The 24,462-nt window shown below is 49.6% G+C and carries 19 protein-coding genes, 1 pseudogene and 1 riboswitch; of the genes and pseudogenes, 10 read left to right on the top strand and 10 right to left on the bottom strand.

Translation table 11 applies throughout. From position 1 onward, the window contains the following. Positions 1-3 precede the first annotated feature (3 nt). Complete coding sequence (gene moaA / locus H6859_04585) at positions 4-993, bottom strand: GTP 3',8-cyclase MoaA (protein USO06463.1); 990 nt, start codon at positions 991-993, stop codon at positions 4-6. Then, positions 983-1,105, bottom strand: a riboswitch (molybdenum cofactor riboswitch). It overlaps the preceding gene by 11 nt. 270 nt (positions 1,106-1,375) lie before the next feature. Between moaA and H6859_04580 the strand changes: the two genes are divergently transcribed. Then, on the top strand, positions 1,376-1,954 hold the full coding sequence (locus H6859_04580) for a Crp/Fnr family transcriptional regulator (protein USO06462.1): 579 nt from the start codon (positions 1,376-1,378) through the stop codon (positions 1,952-1,954). Here the strand turns inward: H6859_04580 and H6859_04575 are convergent. From H6859_04575 to H6859_04545, 7 genes are read right to left on the bottom strand one after another with little or no spacing between them, the layout of a single operon-like run. Then, positions 1,951-3,114 carry an NnrS family protein gene (locus tag H6859_04575; GenBank protein ID USO06461.1) on the bottom strand — a complete coding sequence of 388 codons (1,164 nt, stop codon included), beginning with the start codon at positions 3,112-3,114 and terminating at the stop codon, positions 1,951-1,953. The genes H6859_04580 and H6859_04575 overlap by 4 nt on opposite strands. A 5-nt stretch (positions 3,115-3,119) precedes the next feature. Next, positions 3,120-3,908 carry a peptidylprolyl isomerase gene (locus H6859_04570; protein ID USO06460.1) on the bottom strand — a complete coding sequence of 263 codons (789 nt, stop codon included), beginning with the start codon at positions 3,906-3,908 and terminating at the stop codon, positions 3,120-3,122. Beyond that, positions 3,908-4,594, bottom strand: a complete 687-nt coding sequence (gene narI, locus H6859_04565; GenBank protein ID USO06459.1) for a respiratory nitrate reductase subunit gamma — start codon at positions 4,592-4,594, stop codon at positions 3,908-3,910. Before narI ends, H6859_04570 begins: the two co-directional genes overlap by 1 nt. Then, complete coding sequence (gene narJ, locus H6859_04560) at positions 4,591-5,304, bottom strand: nitrate reductase molybdenum cofactor assembly chaperone (GenBank protein USO06458.1); 714 nt, start codon at positions 5,302-5,304, stop codon at positions 4,591-4,593. Before narJ ends, narI begins: the two co-directional genes overlap by 4 nt. Before the next feature lie 10 nt (positions 5,305-5,314). Beyond that, the gene (gene narH / locus H6859_04555) at positions 5,315-6,943 is read right to left on the bottom strand and encodes a nitrate reductase subunit beta (GenBank protein ID USO06457.1); all 1,629 of its coding nucleotides are present in this window, start codon (positions 6,941-6,943) and stop codon (positions 5,315-5,317) included. Continuing rightward, a complete protein-coding gene (locus H6859_04550; protein USO06456.1) occupies positions 6,943-10,656 on the bottom strand; it encodes a nitrate reductase subunit alpha in 3,714 nt (1,237 codons plus the stop codon). Before H6859_04550 ends, narH begins: the two co-directional genes overlap by 1 nt. 20 nt (positions 10,657-10,676) lie before the next feature. Continuing rightward, positions 10,677-12,287, bottom strand: coding sequence for an MFS transporter (locus H6859_04545; GenBank protein ID USO06455.1), 1,611 nt, complete (start codon positions 12,285-12,287; stop codon positions 10,677-10,679). 179 nt (positions 12,288-12,466) lie between these two features. Here H6859_04545 and H6859_04540 point away from each other — a divergent pair, with 179 nt between their 5' ends. Both H6859_04540 and H6859_04535 read left to right on the top strand, forming a co-directional pair. After that, on the top strand, positions 12,467-13,867 hold the full coding sequence (locus H6859_04540) for an MFS transporter (protein USO06454.1): 1,401 nt from the start codon (positions 12,467-12,469) through the stop codon (positions 13,865-13,867). 106 nt (positions 13,868-13,973) lie between these two features. Further along, positions 13,974-14,689: pseudogene (locus H6859_04535) on the top strand (Crp/Fnr family transcriptional regulator). Here H6859_04535 and H6859_04530 read toward each other — a convergent pair. Next, positions 14,686-15,921: a molybdopterin molybdotransferase MoeA gene (locus H6859_04530; GenBank protein USO06453.1), complete on the bottom strand. Its 1,236-nt coding sequence runs from the start codon at positions 15,919-15,921 to the stop codon at positions 14,686-14,688. The pseudogene H6859_04535 and the gene H6859_04530 sit on opposite strands and share 4 nt — an antisense overlap. Before the next feature lie 131 nt (positions 15,922-16,052). On the opposite strand from H6859_04530, the gene H6859_04525 reads away from it, so the two are divergent. The 5 genes from H6859_04525 (at position 16,053) to H6859_04505 (ending at position 20,599) form a co-directional block, all read left to right on the top strand. Beyond that, a complete protein-coding gene (locus H6859_04525) occupies positions 16,053-16,586 on the top strand; it encodes an SCP2 sterol-binding domain-containing protein (protein USO06452.1) in 534 nt (177 codons plus the stop codon). After that, positions 16,579-17,592: a U32 family peptidase gene (locus H6859_04520; protein USO06451.1), complete on the top strand. Its 1,014-nt coding sequence runs from the start codon at positions 16,579-16,581 to the stop codon at positions 17,590-17,592. Before H6859_04525 ends, H6859_04520 begins: the two co-directional genes overlap by 8 nt. Continuing rightward, the gene (locus H6859_04515; GenBank protein ID USO06450.1) at positions 17,593-18,498 is read left to right on the top strand and encodes a U32 family peptidase; all 906 of its coding nucleotides are present in this window, start codon (positions 17,593-17,595) and stop codon (positions 18,496-18,498) included. An 11-nt stretch (positions 18,499-18,509) separates the two neighbouring features. Further along, a complete protein-coding gene (locus tag H6859_04510; protein USO06449.1) occupies positions 18,510-19,247 on the top strand; it encodes a carbonic anhydrase in 738 nt (245 codons plus the stop codon). Between the two features lie 86 nt (positions 19,248-19,333). Next, on the top strand, positions 19,334-20,599 hold the full coding sequence (locus H6859_04505) for an alginate export family protein (GenBank protein USO06448.1): 1,266 nt from the start codon (positions 19,334-19,336) through the stop codon (positions 20,597-20,599). Between the two features lie 74 nt (positions 20,600-20,673). Here H6859_04505 and H6859_04500 read toward each other — a convergent pair whose 3' ends face one another. Next, positions 20,674-20,856, bottom strand: a complete 183-nt coding sequence (locus H6859_04500; protein USO06447.1) for a hypothetical protein — start codon at positions 20,854-20,856, stop codon at positions 20,674-20,676. 255 nt (positions 20,857-21,111) lie between these two features. Here H6859_04500 and H6859_04495 point away from each other — a divergent pair, with 255 nt between their 5' ends. Beyond that, a complete protein-coding gene (locus H6859_04495; GenBank protein ID USO06446.1) occupies positions 21,112-22,236 on the top strand; it encodes a glutamine synthetase beta-grasp domain-containing protein in 1,125 nt (374 codons plus the stop codon). Between the two features lie 196 nt (positions 22,237-22,432). Beyond that, positions 22,433-24,454 (top strand): Flp pilus assembly complex ATPase component TadA, encoded by a 2,022-nt coding sequence (gene tadA, locus H6859_04490; GenBank protein USO06445.1) that lies wholly within the window; start codon positions 22,433-22,435, stop codon positions 24,452-24,454. Positions 24,455-24,462: the final 8 nt, after the last annotated feature.

Genomic DNA, 24,462 nt, shown 5'->3' with positions numbered 1-24,462 from the left:
ATTTTACCCTCCTATGCTCGCCAGATGGTCGCGCACGCCGCTGTTATCCTCGTGCAGAAAATGTGCGGATTTTTTGAAATTCATCAATGTCATGATTTTATCTTCCAGCTCTTCCTGCTGGTCGTCCGCTTGCAATAAAGGCCGCAGCGAATAACCGCCTTCACCGAACAGGCACAGATGCAGATCGCCTTTGGCGGAGACGCGTAGACGATTGCAGCTCTTACAGAAATCTTTTGAATAAGGCGCAATCAGGCCAATCGTTCCGGCGCTTTGCGGATGTTCGAATTCCACGGCAGGCCCTGCGCCCTCTACCCTTGGTTTTTGCCGCCATCCCTGTGATAAAAGCCGCTCCGTTACATACGTGCCGGGCAGGTGATGTTCTTGAAAGTAAGCCTGATTGTCCCGTGTGCGCATCAGTTCAATAAAACGCAATGAAACGGGCTTGTTCCCCACAAAGTCTATGAAGTCATCCAGTTCGGTATCGTTCAGGTTTTTAAGCAAAACCGTATTGATTTTCACGCGTTCAAACCCGGCTTCAAAACAGGCGTTAAGCCCGTCCAGAACATCCCCCAGACGGTCATGGCCCGTGATGGTTTTGAAACCGTCAGCGTCAAGAGAGTCAATGCTGATATTTATAGCCCTCAGTCCCGCGTCATAATAGCTTTGCGCCCGCTGCGGCAATTTGTAGCCGTTGGTGGTGAAAGCCAGTTTTTGGATTCCCGGCAGGACGGAAATTTGCTGCGATATTTCAATAAAATCAGGGCGTGTGGTCGGTTCGCCGCCCGTTATCCGGATCTTCCAGACCCCCAGTGCGGCAAAAGCCCGCACGAGCCTGAGTATCTCGGCCTGATCCAGAAAGGCTGTGCAACCTGTTTTCTTATATCCGTCAGGAAGGCAATAAGTGCACCGAAAATTGCACACATCCGTCAAAGACAGGCGCAAGTAAGGAAAACGGCGACCAAAACTGTCCGCAAGCTGCGGCCCTTCTGTCATTTTTACTCCTTTCCAAATACGGGAGGCTACGGCGTTTCCACACGTAACCCCGGCTTTCATGCCATATCACTGCCATGACTTAGGCGGTGAAAGCTCGGAGCAGCCACGTCTTTCATAAAAAAACATGGCGACTTGTACGGTCAGTATAGAAGACATAGAGAAATAGTTGACTTGATCTAAATCAAGGGCGAAAAATTGTGAAAGCAGTTAATGAACAGATTATTTTTTAAAAACCTCAAGTTGGAAAACTATGCCTGCGAATAATATTTTCAATCTTGTAAAAGGGGCGCCCCTATTTCAGGGCGTTGATATTTCCGTCATAGATGCAGTGGTAGCGCACGCTCATCAGAAGCATTTCTTAAAAGGAAAACAGCTTTTTACCATGGGAGATAAGGCAGAAGGATTTTTTATTATCCTGAAAGGGTGGGTCAAACTCTACCGCGTTTCAAAAACCGGTGAAGAAGCCATCGTTCATGTGATTGGTCCCGGCGAGTCTTTTGCAGAAGCGGCTGTCTTCAATGATGGCCGAACCTATCCTGTGAATGCGCAAGCTGTTGAAGATGTAGATCTCATTGAAGTTCCCCGCAGTTTTTTTGTTCAGAAAATCCAGAAAGACAGCAGTTTTGCTTTGTGTATTTTGGGCGCTATTGCTTCCAGGCAGCACCACCTTATACAACAGCTTGAACAAGTGACAACACGGACGGCATCGCAGCGTGTTGGTGCCTTTTTATTACGTTTTTGCCAAAAAGAAGAGGGGGAGGGCGGAACGTACATTGTGATGCTTCCCTACGACAAAGCCCTTATCTCTGCGCGCCTTAATATAAAACCGGAAACCTTTTCGCGCGCGTTAAGAAAACTAACTCCGCACGGCATTCACCTTGGCGAAGAAAACATTATCATAACCGATATGGATTCTTTGAGAGATTTTTGCGACGTTCCTCTGGTTGAAAAGCCTTGTTAAGCCTCACGTCCGTCAGGCCGTGGCCCTGTCAGCATAGGTGTATAAACAAGAAGGTAAATTACAAAACATGCGGCCCAAAGGAAAGCCGAACCGGTAACCCATTCCGTCATCTTGTTCGGCATAGACAAAGGGCCGAACACGCGCATGAGAGCAGCAACCTGCATCATAAGAAAAGAAGCTGTCGTTATTTTAGAGGCAAGCAGATTGCGTCCCGTGTGACCAAGAGTAACGCGGCATATCATGCCCAATGTCATAGAGCCAATACATCCGGTCGTCAGAGCGTGAATAACGGACGGAAGGGCAAGAATTCCAAAACCCGTTAAGGAGAGCATAAACAGCCCTATAATCAGCCAGAGATAGCCTGCTTGCAAAATCCACAGCATGGGATCTGCCAGAGTTTTCAAACCATGATAGTGACGCATGCGCAGGCCGTGAATAAGGGCGGATAGTCCGGCGCAGAGCGCCATAAAAATCGTGTCTTTGGCAAAGACCAGGCAAAGAGCTACGGCGGCCAGTGAAACAAGAGCTGCTATATCCATTTTTTCCTGCGGTGTTTGAAAGGCTTTGACGCCGTTACGCCGCAGCGCCGCAACAGTAAAGGCTGGAATAATCCGACCTCCCACAAGGGAGATCATCGTCAAAATAACCATGAGAGCAATATAAAGAGACATTTTTTCCATTGTGATCAGGAAAACGAGATCACAAGCAAACAAAGCACTCAGAAGAGTTAGAAAAATAAAGTTTCGCTTGTTCCAGCTTTTTATAAGAGGGACGGCCAGAGAAAGGGCAAGGGCCGGGATAAAAACTATTTCCGCTAAAACCAAGCCCCAAAAGGGTAACCCCAAATCAACGTTCATGACAAGCCGTCCCAAAAGCCATAGAAAACAAAGACTAATCAGATGAATTTGCCGGGCCGGAGCGCCGCCTGTCCAGTTTGCTACGGCTGTGAGCAGAAAGCCTGCGATAATCGCCATGGTATAGCCGTAAATCATCTCATGCGCATGCCATAAGACAGAATCCAACAAAAAACCGGGTGGTGTAATGTGGCCAGCATAAAACCAGCCCCATATACCTAAAGAGAAAACGCTATACAAGGCACCAAGAAAAAAGAAAGGACGGAACCCACGGCCCCAGAAAGGTTGTTCGAAGAAAGTCTGCATTTGTTTTACTGTACAAGGGGTGTTTTACTGCCTTCAAGGTGAAAGCCGCTGATTTCCGATTTTCCAGCCAAAACTTTTATATATTGGTTAAAAGCTTGGTTCCAGCTTTTTTGCGTCAAGTCGTCTCGAATCCATTCGTGAGCCGTCTCAAAAGGAAGTTGCAAACCTTCCGCTTTTTTGTGAACTTTTATGATGTGATAGCCGACTTCTGTGGCAACAGGCTGCGGGCTGATTTCATTTTCTTTCATCTGAAAGAGCGCGGCTTCAAAAGCCGGCATTGTTTGTCCCTTGCTGATTTGTCCCAGACGCCCGCCTTCGGACGCGGAAGAACAGGCGGATTCTTCACGGGCAAGCGCTTCAAACAATTCAGGTTTGTCTTTTATCTTTTTGAGTGCTGCCTGTGCTTTTTTCAAAGCCGTCTCTCCGGCTTTTTTATCGCCGGGCGGCGCCAGATATAAAATATGAGAAACTTCAAAAAGCGGAGAGGTAAAAAATTTTCTCTTGTTTTTTTGATAGTAGCGCAGGCAGGTCTCTTCGTCAGCCTCTGGAATGGAAATTTCTTTTTCAAGCAACGCGTCAATAACTTCGTCGGGTTTTTTAACCCCTTTATCGCGTGTGCACAGACCAAGCTGTGCGGCTCTTTGAATCAAAAGCTCCCGAATCACAAGGGCCTTCATGGCTTCGTATTTAGCATCATAGAGATTATCAGCCGGATGATATTGCACTTCGGCATTTATTTCTTCCGGTGAAATCAAAATACGATTGACCGTAATGCCGGGGGCTAAAGCCTGCATTACGTTGCTCTTTTACGCACGATCTGCCAGGGGCGGACAACATAGCCAATGGGCGCGCTTAGAACATGAACGAGCCGGGTGAAAGGAAAAATCAGCAATATAAACAGACCCAGCGTAATATGCGCTCTGAAGACAGGAGCAACATCGCTTAAATATTCATGCGCACCGCCACGAAATGTCACGATATGTTGAGCCCACTCCATAAATTTAACCATTTCATGCCCGTCCAGATGATGCATGGAAACGGTGATGGTAAACAGGCCAAGCGTCAGCTGGATCAAAAGCAGGACAAGAACGCCAATATCCGCGAAAGAGCTGGTGGCACGGATGCGCGGATCAAATAAGCGCCGGTGTAAAAGCAAGAGCAAACCTATAAAACAAAAGACACCTGCAAACCCGCCCACACCCATTGCCATGATCTGCTTGAATTCATGAGAAATGCCCAGAGCATCAAAGGCGGCTATCGGGGTTAACAACCCGACAGCATGCCCTGCGAGGATTACAAGAATGCCTAGATGGAACAGAATGCTGCCGATAATCAGTTGTCTACGCCGTAAAAGCTGGCTTGACTTGCTGCGCCACGAATAAGGATCGCGGTCGAAGCGTAAAATACTTCCGAGCAAAAAGAACAATATCGCGATATAGGGAAATATCTGAAATAAAAAGTAATCCAAATATCCGCTCATTTTTTTATCCTTTCTTCTTGCTTATAACTTTCAATTCGTTCCAGCATTTCCTTTGCCTTTGGACAGCCATCATCCTGCCCGGTCGTTTGAGGTGTATTTTCAAAAGCGAACTGCTCTTCCCATTCCCTGTCGATTTGTTCAAGATCGTATTCTGCCCCGGAGGCTTCCTTCAGGGCACTATCAACGGCAGCTTTATCAGGCGTTTTTTCTGCTGCTTCAATCAGAGCGTCAAAAATACCGGTATAAGCGGAACCCCTGTTTTTAAGCCGTTCACTGAGCGCTGAAAGGATGTTTACGATACTGCCAAGATTATTTCTGATCTCTTCCGGCGGAAGCGTTGAAACATATTCCAGAAACAGGGGCAGATAATCAGGCGTTTCTTCCGTGTTGATGACAAGACCGGCCTGCTCATAAACGCCCGCCAGATCGGCCAAAGCCTGTCCCCGCTGCCGGGAATCACCGTGAATATGCTCAAAAAGATGAAGAGACAGGGACGGCGTGCGGTCAAACAGATCCACATAGGCCTCCTGAAGATCAAGAAGACCCGTTTCTTCCATCTCTGTTATCAGCCTATTCAAGCTCTCAAGCGTTTTTGCAGACAGAATATTTTCCTGCTTTAAAAACACCCGGCATTCCGAAAAGGCATCCCGGTGCGCCCCCGTGGGATAGGTCAGAAGAAATCCGAGTATTTTAAAGGTTCTTGTGTTCACTCTCTTTCTCCTATCCGCATCCGCCGCCGCACGAGCCGCCGCCACAGCCTGTATTGATTTTGGCCGCGCCCTCGTAATGGTCGCGTTCGAAAATCGTATTGACCCTGTTATCCTTGCCGGATGCACTGCGGCCACGGGATTGTTTCGGGCTGTCAAAAAGGTCAACGGCGCTGTTAGCGTGCCCGGAACACCCATTGCCGAAAGAAAATCCGCATCCGCCGCTTTCTCCGTAAGCATCCAGCGTCTCCTCGCGGTGCCCTGTCGGAATAACGTAACGGTCTTCGTAATTTGCAATCGCCATGGTTTTGTACATGTCTTCAACCAGTTCCGGCGTTAATTTCACATCCTGAAGGACAGCTGTGTTATCAACACCTTCAATCAGCTTGCCGCGCATGTAGTGGCGCATGGCCAGCATGCGTTTCAAACCCTGCCGGACAGGTTCTTCCTTGCCGCCAGTGAGCAGATTGGCAAGATATTTCACCGGAATGCGCATATCATCAAGATCCGGCATAATGCCGTCTTTGCTTGGAAGTTTCCCTTCACTGGCCGCTGCCTGCAAAGGCGAAAGCGGCGGGATATACCAGACCATTGGCAGAGTCCGGTATTCCGGATGCAACGGAAAGGCTACTTTCCACTCCATCGCCATTTTGTAGACCGGCGAATTTTGCGCCCCTTCAATCCAGTTATCGGGAATGCCCTGACGCCGCGCTTCCGCGATGACTTCCGGATCATGAGGATCGAGGAAAAGATCACATTGGGCTTCATAGAGGTTTTCTTCACCGGCCACACTGGCCGCTTCTTCAATTGCATCCGCATCGTAAAGCATGACACCCAGATAACGGATACGCCCGACACATGTCTCCGAGCAGACCGTCGGCTCGCCGTTTTCCAAACGCGGGTAACACAGTGTGCATTTCTCGGCCTTGCCGGATTTCCAGTTATAATAAATTTTCTTATAAGGACAGCCGGACATACACATCCGCCAGCCCCGGCACTTGTCCTGATCGACCAGAACAACGCCATCTTCCTCGCGCTTGTAGATAGACCCGGACGGGCAGGACGCTACGCAGGTCGGATTCAGGCAATGCTCGCACAGGCGCGGCAGATACATCATGAAGGTGTTTTCAAACTCGCCGTAGATTTCTTTTTCAATATCCTTGAAATTGTAATCTTTCTTGCGTTGCTCGAATTCCGTACCCAGAATTTCTTCCCAGTTCGGCCCCCATTGAACTTTTTCCATGCGCTGGCCCGTAATCAAGGAACGGGGCCGGGCCGTTGGCATGGTTTTCATTTCCGGCGCTTTTTGCAGATGATCGTAATCGAATGTAAAAGGCTCATAATAATCGTCAATTTCCGGCAGATTCGGATTGCCAAAAATATTCGCCAGAATGCGCCAACGCCCGCCTTGTTTAGGACTGATCTTTCCGCTGCTATCGCGTTTCCAGCCGCCTTTCCATTTATCCTGATTTTCCCATTCCTTCGGATAGCCGATGCCGGGCTTGGTTTCGACATTATTGAACCAGACATATTCCACGCCTTCGCGGGATGTCCAGACGTTCTTGCAGGTTACCGAACAGGTATGACAACCGATACATTTGTCCAGATTGAGCACCATTCCTATTTGCGCACGTATTTTCATTATTCTGCCGCCTCCATCCAGTCAATATCCTGATCCGCAACCCTGCGAACAATAACAAACTCGTCCCGGTTGGACCCGACCGTTCCATAGTAGTTAAATCCGTAAGAAAGCTGGGCATAAGCGCCAATCATATGGGTTGGTTTCACGGTTGCCCGCGTCACAGAGTTGTGAATACCCCCGCGCGCGTTCGTAATCTTGCTGCCCGGCGTATGTGTCAGTTTCTCCTGTGCATGATACATAAGCATCATGCCTTCATTGACACGTTGAGAGACAACAGCGCGGGCCATAATGGCTCCGTTGGTATTGAAAACCTCCAGCCAGTCATTATCCCTGACCCCGATTTTCCGCGCATCCGTTTCACTGACCCAGACGATCGGTCCGCCGCGCGAAAGCGTGAGCATGTGCAAATTGTCTGAATAGGTGGAATGAATGCCCCATTTCTGGTGCGGCGTAATGAAGTTGAGAAGAATTGTCGGCGATTCGTCTCCGTGCTTGTCCAGCATATGCTGGACGGTACGCGTGTTGATCGGCGGACGGTAGGACACAAGGCTTTCCCCAAAATCAATCATCCACGGGTGATCCTGATAAAGCTGCTGCCGCCCCGTCAGGGTTCGCCACGGGATGAATTCGTGGACGTTTGTATATCCGGCATTGTAGCAGACATGCTCGGATTCCAGCCCGCTCCACGTTGGCGAGCTGATAATCTTGCGCGGCTGCGCCTGAATATCGCGGAAGCGTATTTTTTCCTCTTCCTTCGGCCGCGCCAGATGCGTGTGATCGCGTCCCGTAATCTTACTTAAAGCGCCCCAGGCCTTGACCGCAACTTCACCGTTGGTTTCAGGAGCAAGAGACAGTACCGTTTCACAGGCATCAATGTCCGTTTCGATTTTAGCCCGACCGTCTTTCTCGCCGTTCAGGGCTTTAAGGAACTCCACTTCATGCTCGGTATTCCAGGCGATTCCTTTCCCGCCATTGCCGACTTTTTCCATGAGCGGACCCAGTGATGTAAACCGTTCATAAGTTGCCGGATAATCGCGCTCGATTACTTTCATGGCCGGGGCGGTCTTCCCGGGGATAAGATCGCATTCACCCTTGCGCCACTCTTTAACGTCCGGCTGCGCCAGTTCACCGGGCGTGTCGTGCTGAATGGGCGTAAGAACGATTTCCCTTTCCACGCCCAGATGGCCCTCGCAAATCTCTGAAAGTTTCTTGGCAATCCCTTTGTAAATCTCCCAGTCGGACTTGCTTTGCCAGACCGGATCAATCGCCTTGGACAGCGGGTGGATGAAGGGATGCATGTCTGAAGTGTTCAGATCGTTTTTCTCGTACCAGCTTGCCGTCGGCAAAACGATATCCGAATAAATGCAGGTCGTGGACATGCGAAAATCAAGAGTAACGACAAGATCAAGCTTTCCTTGCGGCGCATCCTCATGCCATTCGACTTCGGCGCAGCGGCTCTGCCCTTCCGCGCCAAGATCCTTGCCTTGTACACCGTGCTGAGTGCCCAAAAGATGCTTAAGGAAATATTCATGCCCCTTGCCTGAAGAACCGAGTAGGTTCGAACGCCAGACAAACAGGTTGCGCGGCCAGTTATCCGGATTGTCCGGATCTTCACAGGACATACGTAGATCACCGCTGGAAAGGCGCTCCGTAACATATTCAACAGGATCAGCTCCTCTAGCTTCAGCTTTACTCACCAGATCAATCGGGTTTTCTCGCAGCTGCGGTGCGGAAGGCAGCCAGCCCATGCGCTCGGAACGGATATTGCAGTCGATCAGCGAGCCTTTCCATTTTTCCTTATCGGCCAGGGGCGAGAGGATTTCCCCCACGCCAAGCGTCTCATAACGCCATTGGTCGGTATGGGCATAGAAGAAGGACGTCGAATTTTGCTGGCGCGGCGGACGGTTCCAGTCCAGCGCAAAAGCCAGCGGCAGCCAGCCGGTTTGCGGGCGGAGTTTCTCCTGCCCCACATAGTGCGACCACCCGCCACCGGATTGCCCCACACAACCGCAAAACACCAGCATATTGATGCAGGCACGGTAATTCATATCCATGTGATACCAGTGGTTCATGGCCGCGCCGATGATAATCATCGACTTGCCTTTGGTGACATGCGCGTTCTGAGCGAATGCACGAGCGACCTGTGTCACTTTTTCGGCTGGAACACCCGTAATCTTTTCCTGCCATTTTGGCGTATAGGGAATATCATCTTCATAACTTTTGGACACATGATCGCCATCTATCCCTTTACGGGCGATCCCGTAATTGGCGCAGAGCAGATCGAACACGCAGGCTACGGCCACTTTTTCACCGTTCAGATCAAGATATTTGACGGGGATGTTGCGATCCAGAATCTCTTCCCGTTCGCTTGGCTCAAAATAGCCGTGCTCATGACCGGCCCCTGCAAAATAGGGGAAGCCGACTTTCAAGACATCGTCATGATCTCCAAGCAGGGTTTTACGAGGGCGGATATCCTTGCCGGTTTTGGAATCGGTGGGAACAATATTCCATTTTCCCTCTTCCCCCCAACGGAAACCGATAGAGCCGGTCGGTACGGTGACATTTCCCGTTTCTTCATCAAAACAGACAGTCTTCCATTCGGGATTGTTTTTCTCGTCCAGATTTCCTTTGAAATCGGAAGCCCGAAGCATGCGTCCAGGGACAAAGCGCCCATCACGCTCTTCCAGCTTCACCAGAAACGGCATATCCGTGTAGGCGCGGCTGTAATCATCGAAATATTCGGACGGATTTTCCAGATGGAATTCCTTCAGGATCACATGCCCCATAGCCATACCGAGCGCGGCATCCGTTCCCTGTTTCGGATTCAGCCAGATATCGCCGAATTTAGAGGCTTCAGAATAATCCGGCGTAACAGTGACAACCTGTGTACCCTTATAGCGCGCTTCGGTCATAAAGTGCGCATCGGGCGTGCGGGTCTGCGGGACATTGGAGCCCCACATGATAATAAAGCCGGAATTATACCAGTCCGCGCTTTCCGGCACGTCCGTCTGCTCGCCCCAGCTTTGCGGGGAAGAGGGCGGCAAATCGCAGTACCAGTCGTAAAAGCTCATGCAGGTTCCGCCCAGCAGCGAGAGATAGCGCGACCCGGCGGCGTACGACACCATGGACATCGCCGGAATGGGAGAAAACCCGATCAGGCGGTCCGGGCCGTGTTTCTTGATCGTATGGACATTGGCCGCAGCGATGATCTCATTGACCTCTTCCCAGCCTGCCCGGACAAAGCCCCCGCGTCCGCGCACCTGCTGGTATTCACGGCGCAGTTCTTCATCAGCCTGTATAGAAGCCCAGGCATCGACAGGATCTTTCGTTGTTTCCTTTGCCTTGCGATACAGCTTGAGCAGCCGCTTGCGCACCATCGGATATTTCAAGCGGTTGGCAGAATAAATATACCAGCTGTAACTCGCCCCACGCGCGCAACCGCGCGGCTCGTGGTTGGGCAGGTCAGGCCGCGTCCGGGGATAATCTGTCTGCTGCGTTTCCCACGTAATAAGCCCGTTTTTGACATAAATTTTCCATGAGCAGGAGCCTGTGCAGTTCACACCATGCGTGGACCGGACGATTTTGTCATGTGCCCAACGGTCACGGTATGCCTGTTCCCAAGCCCTGTTTTCTTCAGTTGTTACACCGTGCCCACCTGAGAACTTTTCACGATTCTGGGAAAAATACGTGATTCGGTCAATAAAATAGCTCATCGTGGTTTCTCTCGTTTCTCTTAAGGATTTTTATGCTCTGCGCCAGGACGCAGGTAGGCCCACCAGTTCAGAAGGCAGCAAAACGCATAGAAGGCTGCAAAGCCGTAAAGCGCAATTTCCGGTGTTGTCAGCTTAATCTGTTCGCCTAAAACTTTGGGGATAATAAAGGCGCCGTAAGCGGCAACGGCAGAGGTCCATCCAAGTACAGGCCCGGCCTGTTCACGGTCGAAGACCATGGCAATCGTGCGGAACGTCGAGCCGTTGCCAATCCCTGTAGCGGCAAACAGCACAAGGAACAGAACAAAGAACGGCACAAAATATTGCTCAGGCGTTGCCGACGCATAGGCTGCTTTCATATAGTAAGCCACACCCAAAGCACTAGCCACCATAATTACGGAGCAAATTTGCGTGACCAGCGCCCCGCCCATTTTGTCGGAAATCCAGCCGCCCAGGGGGCGGATAAAAGCACCGATAAACGGGCCCATCCACGCATACATCAGGGCACTGGGACCGTTGGGGTTGGCAATGTCATGCGTCATGATACCGGCCTCGTTTACGACATGCTGAAAACCGAAGATCACTTTGATGGCTAGCGGGAAAGAAGCCGCATAGCCGATGAAAGATCCAAATGTCATGGTATAAATGATTGTCATGATCCATGTATGCGAATGGTTGAAAATCTTATACTGACGCTTTAGATTTTGACCCGTTTCTCCGGGAATCATTTTGAGCAGAAACACCGTTAACGCGATAACAATCGGCAGCACAAGCCATTTGCTGACCCCAAAACCCGAACCATTCGCCGCTTCGGGCAACATAAGCCACAAGCCAAACGTTGCCGTAATAAAGCCGATCAGCAGCATCACGGAAATTTGAAAGAATGCAACAGGAGCGGGCGCGATATTTGGGGAAACATGCTCGGCACGGATATTGTTCATACCGAACCATGCAGCAATGACAAGCGGCACCAAAATAGCAACCCAGACAAAACCGGCATTGTGAATCCATGTCTCGGATCCGGCCTCGATCTTGCCAATCAACGTTCCGCTCGTGTTTTCAAGAATCATCGGCTCCCCGCCGAAAGCGGCAAATGTCATAAAGAGCGGAATCAATATCTGCATTGTTGTCACACCGGCATTTCCCAGACCAGCATTCAAACCCAGAGAAAGCCCCTGCACCTTTTTCGGGAAGAAAAAGCTGATATTGGACATGGAAGACGCAAAATTCCCGCCGCCAAAACCGGAAAGGAGAGCCAGAAGCTGAAACATCCACAGCGGTGTATCTTTATCTTGCAGCGCAAAACCTGTGCCTAGGGCAGGGAGGATTAAAAGCGCAGTCGTAAAGAAGATTGTGTTTCGTCCACCGGCCAGACGAATAAAAAACGTGGAAGGAATGCGCAGCGTCGCGCCGGTTAATCCCGCAATGGCCGACAAGGTAAACAGCTCGGACTGCTCGAACGGGAAGCCCAGATTGAGCATTTGGACGGTGATAACACCCCAGTAGAGCCAGACAGCAAAGCCACACAGCAGGCAGGGAATGGAAATCCACAAATTTCGCCAGGCAATCGAAGCTCCGCCGCTTTTCCATTGCTCTTCGTTCTCCGGATCCCATGTTTGAATATCTTTGGCCATTCTTAGCTTCCTTCCAAATTTATAAATGCCGACTCCGCATTTTTGCAGTTTTAGAAAAGATGGACTTGATTCAGATCAAGGAGGTTGTCTGATTTCATATCTAGCTTCTGAAAAAGAGGCAAAAGCCACCTGCAAATCTACCTCCATCCCGCCCTCAATCCAGAATCGGAGTAAACACCATGGAACTCGAAAATAAAGCTACGGCCCTGTGGGCAAACTTCTTCAAGGTCAATATGGTCCAGATAAGAACATTTCACATGACGTGGTTTGCCTTCTTTCTGTGTTTCTTTGCCTGGTTCGGCATTGCCCCTCTTATGAAGGTTGTCCGTGAAGAACTTGCACTGACCAAGGAACAGGTTGGCTGGACCATCATTGCTTCCGTGGCAGTGACTATCTTTGCCCGGCTTCTTATAGGATGGCTGTGCGACCGGATCGGTCCGCGCCTGACCTATACATGGCTTCTTGTTCTAGGCTCTTTACCCGTTATGGGGATTGGTTTGGCTCATAATTTCGAGACATTCATCCTGTTCCGCTTGATGATTGGTGTGATTGGCGCGTCATTTGTTATTACGCAGTATCATACTTCCGTCATGTTCGCCCCGAATGTTGTGGGGCAGGCAAATGCGACAAGTGCCGGATGGGGGAATCTTGGCGGCGGCGTAACGCAGTTTGTCATGCCTCTGATTTTCAGCATATTCGTTTTGGGCTTCGGTTTTTCCGATGAATTCGGCTGGCGCGCTTCCATGTTTGTCGCCGGGATCGTCTGTTTCATCACAGGGATTGCATACTATTTCTTTACCCAGGATGCTCCAGACGGCAATTACAAGGATCTTCGTGCGGCCGGAAAAATGCCGGAAAAGAAACAAGTCACCGGGGGGTATTTCAGAGCGATGAAAGACTACCGGGTCTGGCTTCTGTTCCTGATTTACGCAGCCTGTTTCGGCATTGAACTCACCGTCAACAACGTTGCCGCCCTTTATTTCGCAGACTACTTTGATCTGAGCCTTGTCGCAGCGGGTATGACAGCGGCGGCGTTCGGGCTGATGAATATTTTTGCCAGAACGTTAGGCGGAGTTTTCGGCGACAACTTCGCATCACTCTGGGGTTTGAAAGGCCGTGCGATGTGGCTTTTTATCGTCTTATTCTGCGAAGGTCTGGCTTTAATGTTATTTTCTCAGATGAACGTCCTGTTTCTGGCTATTCCAACGCTGATCCTTTTCAGCTTGTTTACGCAAATGTCGGAAGGAGCAACTTATTCTGTTGTGCCGTTCATCAACAGAAAAGCTCTCGGTGCTGTGGCTGGTATCGTCGGAGCTGGAGGGAATGCCGGCGCCGTGGCCGCTGGGTTTTTGTTCAAAGGTTCTATGGACTGGTCAACAGCCTTTCTTATTCTGGGGGCGCTTGTGACCTGCGCTTCTTTCCTGGCGTTTTTCGTGCGGTTCTCTCCGGAGCGGCAAAAGGAGGAAGACGCAGCCTTGCACGAGGCCCATCTTGAGGAGATGGCCAAACGGGCTCATAAGGCTCATATAGCCTATGAGGAATACAAGGAAAAACATAAAGGGAAGCTGAATCTGGAATAAAAGCCAGTTTCTCTATAAAAATAAAATGCAAAAAGCCCTCTTTTCCGAGGGCTTTTTTATCATGTATAGCTTAATGTAACTTATGATGGATAAAGGGAAGTTATCTATGGAGTTACCGAGCGGGTTCAATAAACAAAAGAAACCGGAGCTTTTTGAAAAGCTCAGTGAAGAAAGTCTTCAGGATTTGCTCGGGCATTCTATTATGCAGGAATTTGAGGCGGGACGGCTTCTGGTGCAGCAAGGAGATGTGCCGGAATATGTTTACCTTGTGATAGAAGGAGCGGTTAAAACTTCCCGCATGAGCGAAGAAGGTGGAGAAGCAACGATCCGCATGCTTCAGCCCGGGGAAACGTGCATGGAAGCCGTTATGTTTATGGGCGGTCCGTCACCCATCAATGTTTATGTCATGGAAGATGCCAAAGTCTTAATGATTCCGGGAAAAATTATCCGCGCTCATGCACTGGAAGATTCGCAGTTCGCCGTCAATCTTCTGCGTATCGTTACGCGGCACTATAAAAACGCCATGCACCAGATTGACGCAATGAACATAAAATCTCCACTGCAACGTGTGGGGTACTATTTTTTGCTCAAATATATCGAACAAGGCCCTGAAAATCTGGAATTTAAATTACCCTTCCGCAAGCAGGTCATTGCCAATTACTTGGGTATGACGCCAGAAACTTTTTCCTGGGCATCAATGTCGATGACGACAAGATCAGGATGCGGGATTCTTTTGTATTATGCCATTTTTGTGATTTTGACGCGGACGCCTTATGTGAACGGCCAGACAAAGAAAATTGCAGAAAATGCCCGATGCATTAAAACTCGCCGGACAGAAGAGGGTACATATCTACAACATCCCCGGTTTCTAATTTTTCCAAATCCTCTGGTACACGAACCCACGCATTCATATCCAAAAACGGGCTGACCATAAAAGAAGCCTGCCCTTCCATGATTTCAACTGCCAGAGAACTATCTTTCTGGCTTTCTGATTTTCCTTTTAAAAACATCTGGAGCCCAGCCCGTTTGGAAAAGTTATTCATGGCTCGCGCACGTATTGGCATTTCACGCTCTTGGTCAGTCATGGCGCGCAGAGCATGATCAACAAGAAAACGAAGTCCCACGGCTGTTGCCACCGGGTTCCCGGGCAGACCGAAATAAAGCGTTCCGTTTGGCAGTCGGGCCAAAAGATTCGGTTTGCCGGGTTTGATCCTGATTTTATGGTAGAGGATATCTGTACCTGCCTGTTCCAGAGACTTCTTCACAAAATCAAATTCACCGGCGGATACCGCCCCGCTGGAAATAATAAAATCGAGGTTTTCCCCGTTCAATTCGGAAAGAGTCCGCAAAAAAGCTTCAGGATCGTCCTTGATCGTTAAAGTTTTTACGCACTCAATACCCAGAACTTTTAGAAAACTTACGGCATAAGAGCGGTTGGAATTGTATATCTGGCCGGGTTCAAGAGGTGACGACAAGTCGTCAACCAGCTCCAAGCCCGTGGACAAGAAAGCGGCCCGTGGCCTTTTGTAGACATTGACCTTGCTTATACCGAGTGTGGCTAGAGGCAAAATATGTGTTGTATGCAGTTTTTGGCCCGGCTGTAACAGAACAGCCCCTTCCCTAAAATCTTCTCCTGCCAGACGGATATGAATCCCTTCTTCCGGGCAGGAGGAAAAAAAAATCCGATCGTTTTGCATTTCAACCTGTTCGACAGGAACAACCGCTTGCGCATTCGGCGGCACAGGAGCGCCTGTCATGATTTGAACACAGGTTCCTGCTGACAGGGGCTGTTTCGGCACAGGAGCGCCAGCCGCAATAATCGCCGTTTTTTGCAGAGTTACAGGGGTGCCTTTCGAAGCCTCTGTCAAATCGGAGCGCAGGACGGCAAAGCCGTCCATGGCCGCATTGTCGAAGGGCTGAATATTAAGCGGCGCCGAAAGGGTTTGCGCACAAACACGGCCCGATATTTCTTCCAGAAATACAGTTTCCGTTCCCAGCCTTCGCTTCAGTGCTGTTTTCCAAATTATTTTCTGTGCGTCTTCAAAAGCGATCATGTTTTCCCCTGCTTTGCTTTTCCCTGTGCCGCCTGTGTCAATAAACCGATTTTATCTGGTTCCATATTTGTTGTAAAAATGGTTTGATCTGAATCAATAAGGTTTTTCATCAAGGTCTCTATGGTAGCAACATGGCTATAGCATTTGAAGAAGCAGAATCGCATATTTCGAACGGGAAAACCCCTTTGTCTGCTTTTTTACGTCCGGCCCTGGCTCCATTTCCGCTTTTTATCCTTCAGCCGGTTTTAAGGCGCATTGTCCGGCATATCGCGCACACGCGTCCGGAATTGTTCAACCGGATCGGGCCGCATAAGGACAAGCTGTTTTTGATCGACCCGGTTAACCTGCCTTTTGTCCTCGTGTTGCAGGCTCACCCGGACACGCCGCTTTTGAGAGCATATCGCCGCCGCAAAGCGCCGCGCACCGATGCCCAGATTGCCGGAACATTCCTGACCCTGCTGGATATGGTTGACGGACACCTAGACGGCGATGCGCTTTTCTTTACACGGGAATTGCACATAGAGGGAGATACGGAAGCCGTCGTCTGCCTGCGTAATGCGCTCGATGATCTGGAAGGCAGCGTGGCAGAAGATACCGCCAGTTTATTTGGCCCTCCCGGACGGCAAGCCCTGAAGGTTTTAAGAAAGATCAGAAACCATGAATGACCATGATGCAATCCGTCCGGAACTGGTCTGTCCGGCGGGGACGCCTGCCTCTCTGCGGACCGCTGTGGATGCCGGGGCCGATGCCGTCTATTGCGGCTTTCAGAACGCAACGAATGCGCGGAATTTTGCCGGCCTTAATTTTACACCGGAAGAAATGGAAACAAGCGTGCTTTATGCTCATGAACATGGCGCAAAAGTTTTACTGGCGGCCAACACGTTTCCTCCGGCCGGAAAAACAGGACTCTGGAAAGAAGCCGTCGATACGGCCGTCGGTTTCGGTATTGATGCCATTATCGTGGCCGATATCGGCGTGGCAAACTACGTGAAGACACAATATCCGGATCAGCGCCTGCACCTTTCCGTTCAGGCGGGCGCGCCTTCTGTCGAAGCCATTAAATATTACTGCGAGGAATTCGGCGTCCGGCGCGTGGTTTTGCCGCGCATTCTGACGATCCCTGAAATCACCGTCCTGAAAAAAGAAATCCCGTGTGAGATTGAGTGCTTCATTTTCGGCAATCACGGTCTGATGGCCGAAGGGCGTTGCAGCCTGACGAACTATGTCACAGGCCTGTCCACCAATATGGACGGCGTCTGTTCCCCGGCCAGCCATGTGAAATACGAAGAAGACACAAAGCGCAATCTTACAACCCGGCTGGGAGACTTCACGATTGACTGTTTTTCCTGTACGCAAAATCCCGGCTATCCCACGATTTGCAAGGGCCGTTATCTTGCCCCGCACAAGCAGGAAGGCTATTACGCGTTTGAGGAGCCGATCAGCCTGAACCTTGCACGCCTGTTACCGGAACTGGTTAAGGCCGGTGTCCATGCCTTCAAGATCGAAGGACGGCAGCGTTCTCGCGCCTACGTTCGGGAAGTTGTGTCCTCATGGCGCAAGGCGGTGGATGATATGATGGACGGGCAGGACGTCGAACTTGCTCACCTCCTGTCTCTGACGGAAGGGCACAAACAAACGCAAGGCGCTTATGAAAACAAGAGGTGGCGGTAGATGAGCGGTGCGGAACTGACCATAGGGCCGATTTTGTTTCACTGGTCCGCCGACAAAAAACGGGATTTTTATTTCCGCATTGCTGACGAAGCTCCCGTCGATACGGTTTATATCGGCGAAGTGATTTGCTCCAAGCGCGCGCCTTTTTTTGAGCCTTATTACGATGAGGTAGCGGAGCGACTGACCCGAGCAGGCAAAAAGATTGTCTTTTCATCGCTGGCTGAAATCATGCTTCCACGGGAGCAAAAAATGACCAAAGGCCTGTGTGAACTGGAAGAGTATGAAGTGGAAGCAAACGATGCAGCGGCACTCTATCACTTGCGCGGCAAACCCCACAGGGTAGGACAATATTTCAATGTTTATAACGAAGACACGATGGCGCATCTGACCTCTCAGGGGGCTGTGCATTTTACAGTGCCGTCCGAACTCCCGAAAGAAGCCCTGTCCGTCCTGTCGAACAAGGCGGAAGAACTGAACGTTGGTCTGGAAGTCCAGGTCTATGGCCGCACGGGACTGGCCCTATCGGCGCGGTGTTATCATGCCCGGTCGCACAACCGGGTGAAAGATAACTGCCAGTTTGTTTGCGAAGAAGACCCGGATGGCATGGAATTGAAGACTCTGGATGGCAAACCGTTTCTCAGCGTGAACGGAATCCAGACGCTCTCACATACCTGCCTCAACCTTATGCACGAAGTAAATGAAATGCAGGGAATGGGAATTACTCATTTTCGACTTTCTCCGCACAGTCACGACATGGTTTCCGTTGCCAGAGCCTTTCGTGCGGTTCTGGACAAAGACTGCGCGGCCGATGAAGGCGTAAAAAAACTCGAGCAGGCCGGATTCAAAGGGACCTTTTCACGCGGCTTTTATCACGGAAACCCTGGTTACGCGTGGAAGACGGCATAAAGGAAAGATCGATGGCCTATAAAAAACTTCTGGACGGTTTTTCCCTTTTCAAAAAAGATTATTTCCATTCAAAAAAGGGAGAAGCATATCAAAAACTGGTCGCAGAGGGGCAAAAGCCTGAAACGTTGGTGATCGCCTGCTCGGATTCGCGCATAGATCCGGCAATTTTGACCTATAGCGATCCCGGCGAGTTTTTCGCCGTCCGGAATGTCGCCGCGCTTGTACCACCTTACAATAACGGCGGACTTCTGCGAGGAACAAGCTCCGCTATTGAATATGCCGTCCGGTTTTTACAGGTCAAACATATTGTCATTTTGGGGCATGCCGGATGTGGAGGGATTGGTGCTTTGGCAACAGGCAATTTTCAGGTCACGGAATATCATAACTTTGAATTTCTGCATCATTGGCTGGGGATTGCTTCCGAGGCAAAAGAACAAGTGTTTTCCGTATTGTCTTTTGCAGGCGAAAAGCAAAGAACGAAGGCACTGGAACAGGCCAGCATCCTTGTTTCATTGGAAAACCTTCGCTCCTTTCCATGGATCAAGGATAAATACGAGCGGCAGGAACTCCAGATTCACGGCTGGTATTTCGACATGAAAGAAGGGCAGCTTCTGGAATACAACGTAGAAAAAGGCCTTTTTGAAGATATTAGGCAGGATCAAGCCAAAAAAATGTCTTCGCTGCCCAGCGCGTACGATCTTTCCCGATTTTTGAAAAAATATGCGCAAACATGCGCATGCTCTCAGTAACTTGATTTAGATCAAGGATAAACCCATCCGGTAACCACATTGTCAAACGTGGATATAACTGTTTCATATAAACAAAAGAGTGCGCCATGCTAAAAACCAAATCTTTTAAAACCCTCCTCCTGTCGGGAGTCTGTGTTGTCCTTTTTCAAGGCTTTTCTCCTGCCTTTGCCGGAGAAGACGTTGAAACGATTGTAACGGAAGGGAGCTTCTTCGGGGAAGTTCGTTATCGTTATGAGTTTGTCGATCAGGACGGCGTGGCAAATGACGCAAAGGCTTCGACCGTGCGTACGAATGTCGGTTTCAAGACAGGTGAATACCGGGATTTCCAGGCTCTTCTCGAAGCGCAGATTGTCCAGAATGTCGGCTCAAACGACTTTAACGATACGGTGAACGGGAAGGCAACCTATCCGGTTGTCGCCGATCCGGATAATGCAGAGATCAATCAGGCCTGGCTAACATGGACAGGGTTGCCGGGGGCAGAAATCAAAGTAGGACGCCAGGGAATTAATCTCGATAATCAACGTTTTGTTGGAACGGTAGGCTGGCGCCAGAACGACCAGACTTTCGATTCTGCGCTGTTCACCTATACAGGGTTGGAAAACGCTACTTTTCAGTACGGGCACGTCTGGAACGTCAACCGTATCTTCGGCGATGAGCACCCTTTGGGAGATCTGGACACGGAAAGCCATATCGCACGCGCTGGCTATCAATGGGCGGAATGGCTGAATACCATTGTTTATGGCTACTGGTTTGATTTTGACCAGCTGGCTGCACGCTCTTCACAGACATACGGAATCAGGGCAACAGGGAAGGTGCCGCTCGATCAAAACTGGACGTTTTCCTATGAGGCCGAAGCCGCTACGCAGGACGACTTCAGAAACAATACGGCCAATTATGACGAAGAATATTATCACATTGCGCCGTCCGTCTCAGGTCATGGTTTTACGCTGACGGCCGGTTATGAAGTTCTGGAAGGGGATGGCGCAAACGCTTTCCAGACTCCTCTGGCTACACTTCATAAGTTCAACGGCTGGGCAGATGCGTTCTTAAATACACCGGCCGCAGGACTTGAAGATGCTTATTTAAGCGCTTCTTACAAAATTTCCGGCACAGACAGCATCGTCGATGGCACAAAATTGGCGGCTGTCTATCATGACTTTGACAGCAACGATTCCAGTAGCGGCGATTTTGGTGATGAAGTCGATCTGTCTATCGGTAAAAGCTTCACACTTCCTGATGTTGGCCAGCCGTTCAAAGGCGTCGATGTATTACTCAAATACGCTGACTATGACGGCGACAGCGGCGTTGCGGACCGTGAAAAGTTCTGGCTCCAAATCGGTGTGAAGTTTTAAGGCCTGAAGGGGAAGCGCTGGCGTCGCCCATTAAGGCATTTGGCGCAATTCTTCCGGTTGCGTGGCATGTTTTTTTAAGGTGTTTCTGCGCTGCCCTGAATCCATTTGTCCGCGCTGTTATCGTTGTCGACCGCCGTGATGGAGGGGTGCGCCGTCGCCATGGCCCGCTCAAAATATTCCGCCGACATCTTCTCGTTTTGCGGCGGGTTCAGGCTCATGGGAAACAGGAATTTCTTGCGCCGCATTCTACTGCTCAAGGTATAAGCGACTGAAAAGAATATAAAAACAACTTAGGAAGCTTTGTTGATAAACGCTTAAAAATTTCTTTCAAGCCTTCTAAAATGCGGAAAAGTGCGTTCGAAGTATCCGGCTTGAGGCTCGTCATTTATTTCTCGAAAAAGTCTCTCAAAATATTATGCCGCATTGCAAAGGGCTTGCAAATCCCTGTAAAACACGCTTTATTGGCTGCGTTCACCATTTTTATCAATGCTGATAGCAAGGAGTTAAATAGCATGTCCACTAATTTTGGTTTAGCAGAATATATCTGGCTTGACGGAAGTGTCCCCACGCGTTTTGTCCGTTCGAAAACGCGTGTTGTAAACCTTGGTGCCAAGCCAAAAATTACGGAGTTCCCAGAGTGGAGCTTTGACGGATCATCTACGCAACAGGCCGCAGGCAATGATTCAGACTGCATCTTGCAACCTGTTTCATATTTCAAAGACCCTATCCGTGGTGAAGGCAACTTCCTCGTGATGTGTGAGGTGAATAACCCTGATGGAAGCCCGCACGAATCCAACTCACGCGCGCAACTGCGCGAAGTACTGGACGCCGGCGCCAGTAAGCAGGATCCCTGGGCAGGCTTTGAGCAGGAATATACGCTCTTCCCACAAGGTCATCGTACGCCGCTTGGTTGGCCGTCACATGGCTATCCGGCGCCACAAGGGCCGTATTACTGCGGCGTTGGCGCCGAAGAGGCCTTTGGCCGTGAGGTAGCAGAAACTCACGCTGAACTCTGCCTTGATGCTGGTCTAATGTATTACGGCATGAACGCCGAAGTTATGCCCGGTCAATGGGAATTTCAGATTGGCTATCGTGGTGATAATTCTGAAGATTCAGGCGTTTTAAATATGGCTGATCAGGTTTGGGTTGCGCGCTGGCTGCTCCATCGTGTTGGCGAAGAGTTTGATATTGCGGCAACGCTTGAAAATAAACCGGTCAAAGGCGACTGGAATGGTGCAGGCATGCATACAAACTTCTCTACAAGCGATACCCGCGATAAATCTAAAGGTCGTGCGGCAATCGATGCTGCTGTAGACGCACTGAGCAAAAAACACGCAGAGCATATCGTACTTTATGGCGCAGGCCTGAGTGAGCGCCTGACAGGGCTGCATGAAACATGCGATATCAATACGTTCAAGGCAGGAGATGCTGATCGCGGCTGTTCGATCCGTATTCCAAAACCTGTTGCAATCAAAGGGTATGGCTATTTTGAAGATCGTCGTCCCGGTGCAAATGCAGACCCGTATTTGGTTGCTGCGCGTTTATGTACGACAGTATGCGGCGTGGATGAATCTGTGATGAGATTTAGCTCCTGGCCACGTCGAGATAAGAAAATTACAGCTGTTGCTGCTGAATAAACACAGTTTTAAATGGTATTAAATTAAAGAAGGCACCAAATTTTAGATCGGTGCCTTCTTTTTTCTTTAAATCTTAAAAGTTATGTAAATAAACATATTTGTTTTGTTAACTTTTCTAGGATATCCTGATTACTCGAATGGCGTAACTCTTCTGATAATACTCAAAAGCTATTTTCTTAGGGTAGAGAGCATAAAAATGATCCATAGGGACGATAAAGAACCCATTGAGGGTATCATTGTTAAGGAATCTAAGTCTGTAAAGGCAACAGAGGCGCCGATATCAGAGACTTTTCATGGACTCGTATTAGAAGAAGATGCAGAGCCTGTTCAGGTTGAAGTCATTGATCAAAATCTGCCTAATTCTGAAAATGAAAAAAGCGCTGCGCAGCTTCCTGCGCGTTTTGTGCCTGCGCGTGAAAATCAAACGCAGCAATCACAATCACAATCACAACAGCAGAGACAAGATACGGGCCATGCTCTCAAGACGTACAGTCGTAATATTACTATAAATGAATCTGAAGAGGACGATGATCTACGCAGAAAAGGGCGCATCGGCGATCGTATGGTTGAGATGGGATTGATTTCCAAAGATCAGCTGAACGTGGCTCTTCAGGAAAAGAAAATTACTGGCAAGATGCTCGGTGAGGTCATGGTTGACCTGGGGTTTATTGATGAAGAGACGTTGAGCGCTTTTATTGCTCAAAGTTCTGGCGTTGAACTCTTTGATCCGCAAAATACAATTTTTGATGGCGAGGTCTTAGGGCTGATTACCAAGGAAGAAGCTGCCAAGCATAAGGTATTGCCGGTATCTATGAGCGAGCACCACATCAAGGTAGCTATGGCGGACCCCTACGACATTGTTGCTATGGATATGCTTCGCCGCTTCATTCCCAAGGGGCTGACAGTCAAGCCGATGGTGTGTACGCCGAAAATCCTGAGTGAGGCGATTGATGCAGCTTATGGGTATGCCAGCTCGGTCAACGCGATCTTGCAAGAGCTTGAAGAGGGGAAAGAGCAAAAAGATGTAGCGTCCCTAGATGAAAGCGAAGCATTTTCACACCCGATTGTACGTCTTGTAAATGCGTTGGTTTTTGAAGCTGTAAAGATTGGTGCATCTGACTTGCACTTCGAACCGGAAGAAAACTTTATTCGTCTGCGTTATCGCAAGGATGGTGTGCTTTTTACAGCGCAAATTCTGCATAAACAGCATTGGAGCGGAATTTCTCAACGCATCAAGATTATGTCCGGCATGAATATAGCGGATAAATTAGGTGCGCAAGACGGGCGTTTCGGTATGCATGTCGGGGGGCGCGAGGCCGATTTCCGCGTGTCTTCTCTGCCGACGGTGCACGGTGAAAACATCGTACTGCGTGTTCTGGATCAGAGTGAAAGCATTATGCCGATGGAAAAACTCGGCTTTAGCAATCATAACCGCAATCTGATTCGTCAGGCACAAAGTAAGCCCGAAGGTATTATTATCGTAACGGGTCCAACCGGCTCTGGGAAAACGACATCGCTTTATTCCATGTTGAATGAAATTAACGATGTCGAGGTGAATATCCAGACTCTTGAAGACCCGGTGGAATATTCTTTGCCGATGATTCGCCAGACGCACGTGCGTGAAGGCGTACTGGAATTCGCAGATGGCATCAAAGCGCTTTTGCGTCAGGACCCGGACATCATCTTTATCGGTGAAATTCGTGATGGTGAAACGGCTGGCATGGCGTTAAAGGCTGCGATGACAGGGCACCAGGTTTATACAACGCTGCACACAAACGATTCATTCGGCGCAATTCCTCGTCTGTTCGATCTGGGGTTGAAGCCTGGCATGGTTGCCGGAGCTATCGTTGCGGTTTTTGCACAGCGCCTGACGCGCAGATTGTGTCCGGTCTGTAAAGAAGCGTACCAGCCTGATGCACAAGAATGTGAGATTTTGGGTGCTGATCCAGCAAATATGCCAACAATTTATCGCGCAAGGCAGGGCGGATGCGATAGCTGTAGCGGCAGCGGGTATAAAGGGCGGACAGCCGTTGTTGAAATCCTGACATTCGATGAAGAAATGGATGAATTGCTCGCGCGCGGTGCAAATAAGGCTGAGTTAAAAGCCATGGCCGTGAAAAAAGGCTTCAAAAGCATGAAAGACGATGGCATTCTAAAAGTTCTGGAAGGGGTTACATCCCTGGAGGCGCTCGCCAAAGTCGTTGATATAAGACGGTGATTTTCACT

The sequence above is a fragment of the Rhodospirillales bacterium genome, assembly GCA_023898785.1.
Lineage (GTDB): Bacteria > Pseudomonadota > Alphaproteobacteria > Micavibrionales > Micavibrionaceae > TMED27.
Note: the sequence above shows the minus strand (reverse complement) of the source record. Positions and strands in the feature narration are given on the sequence as shown.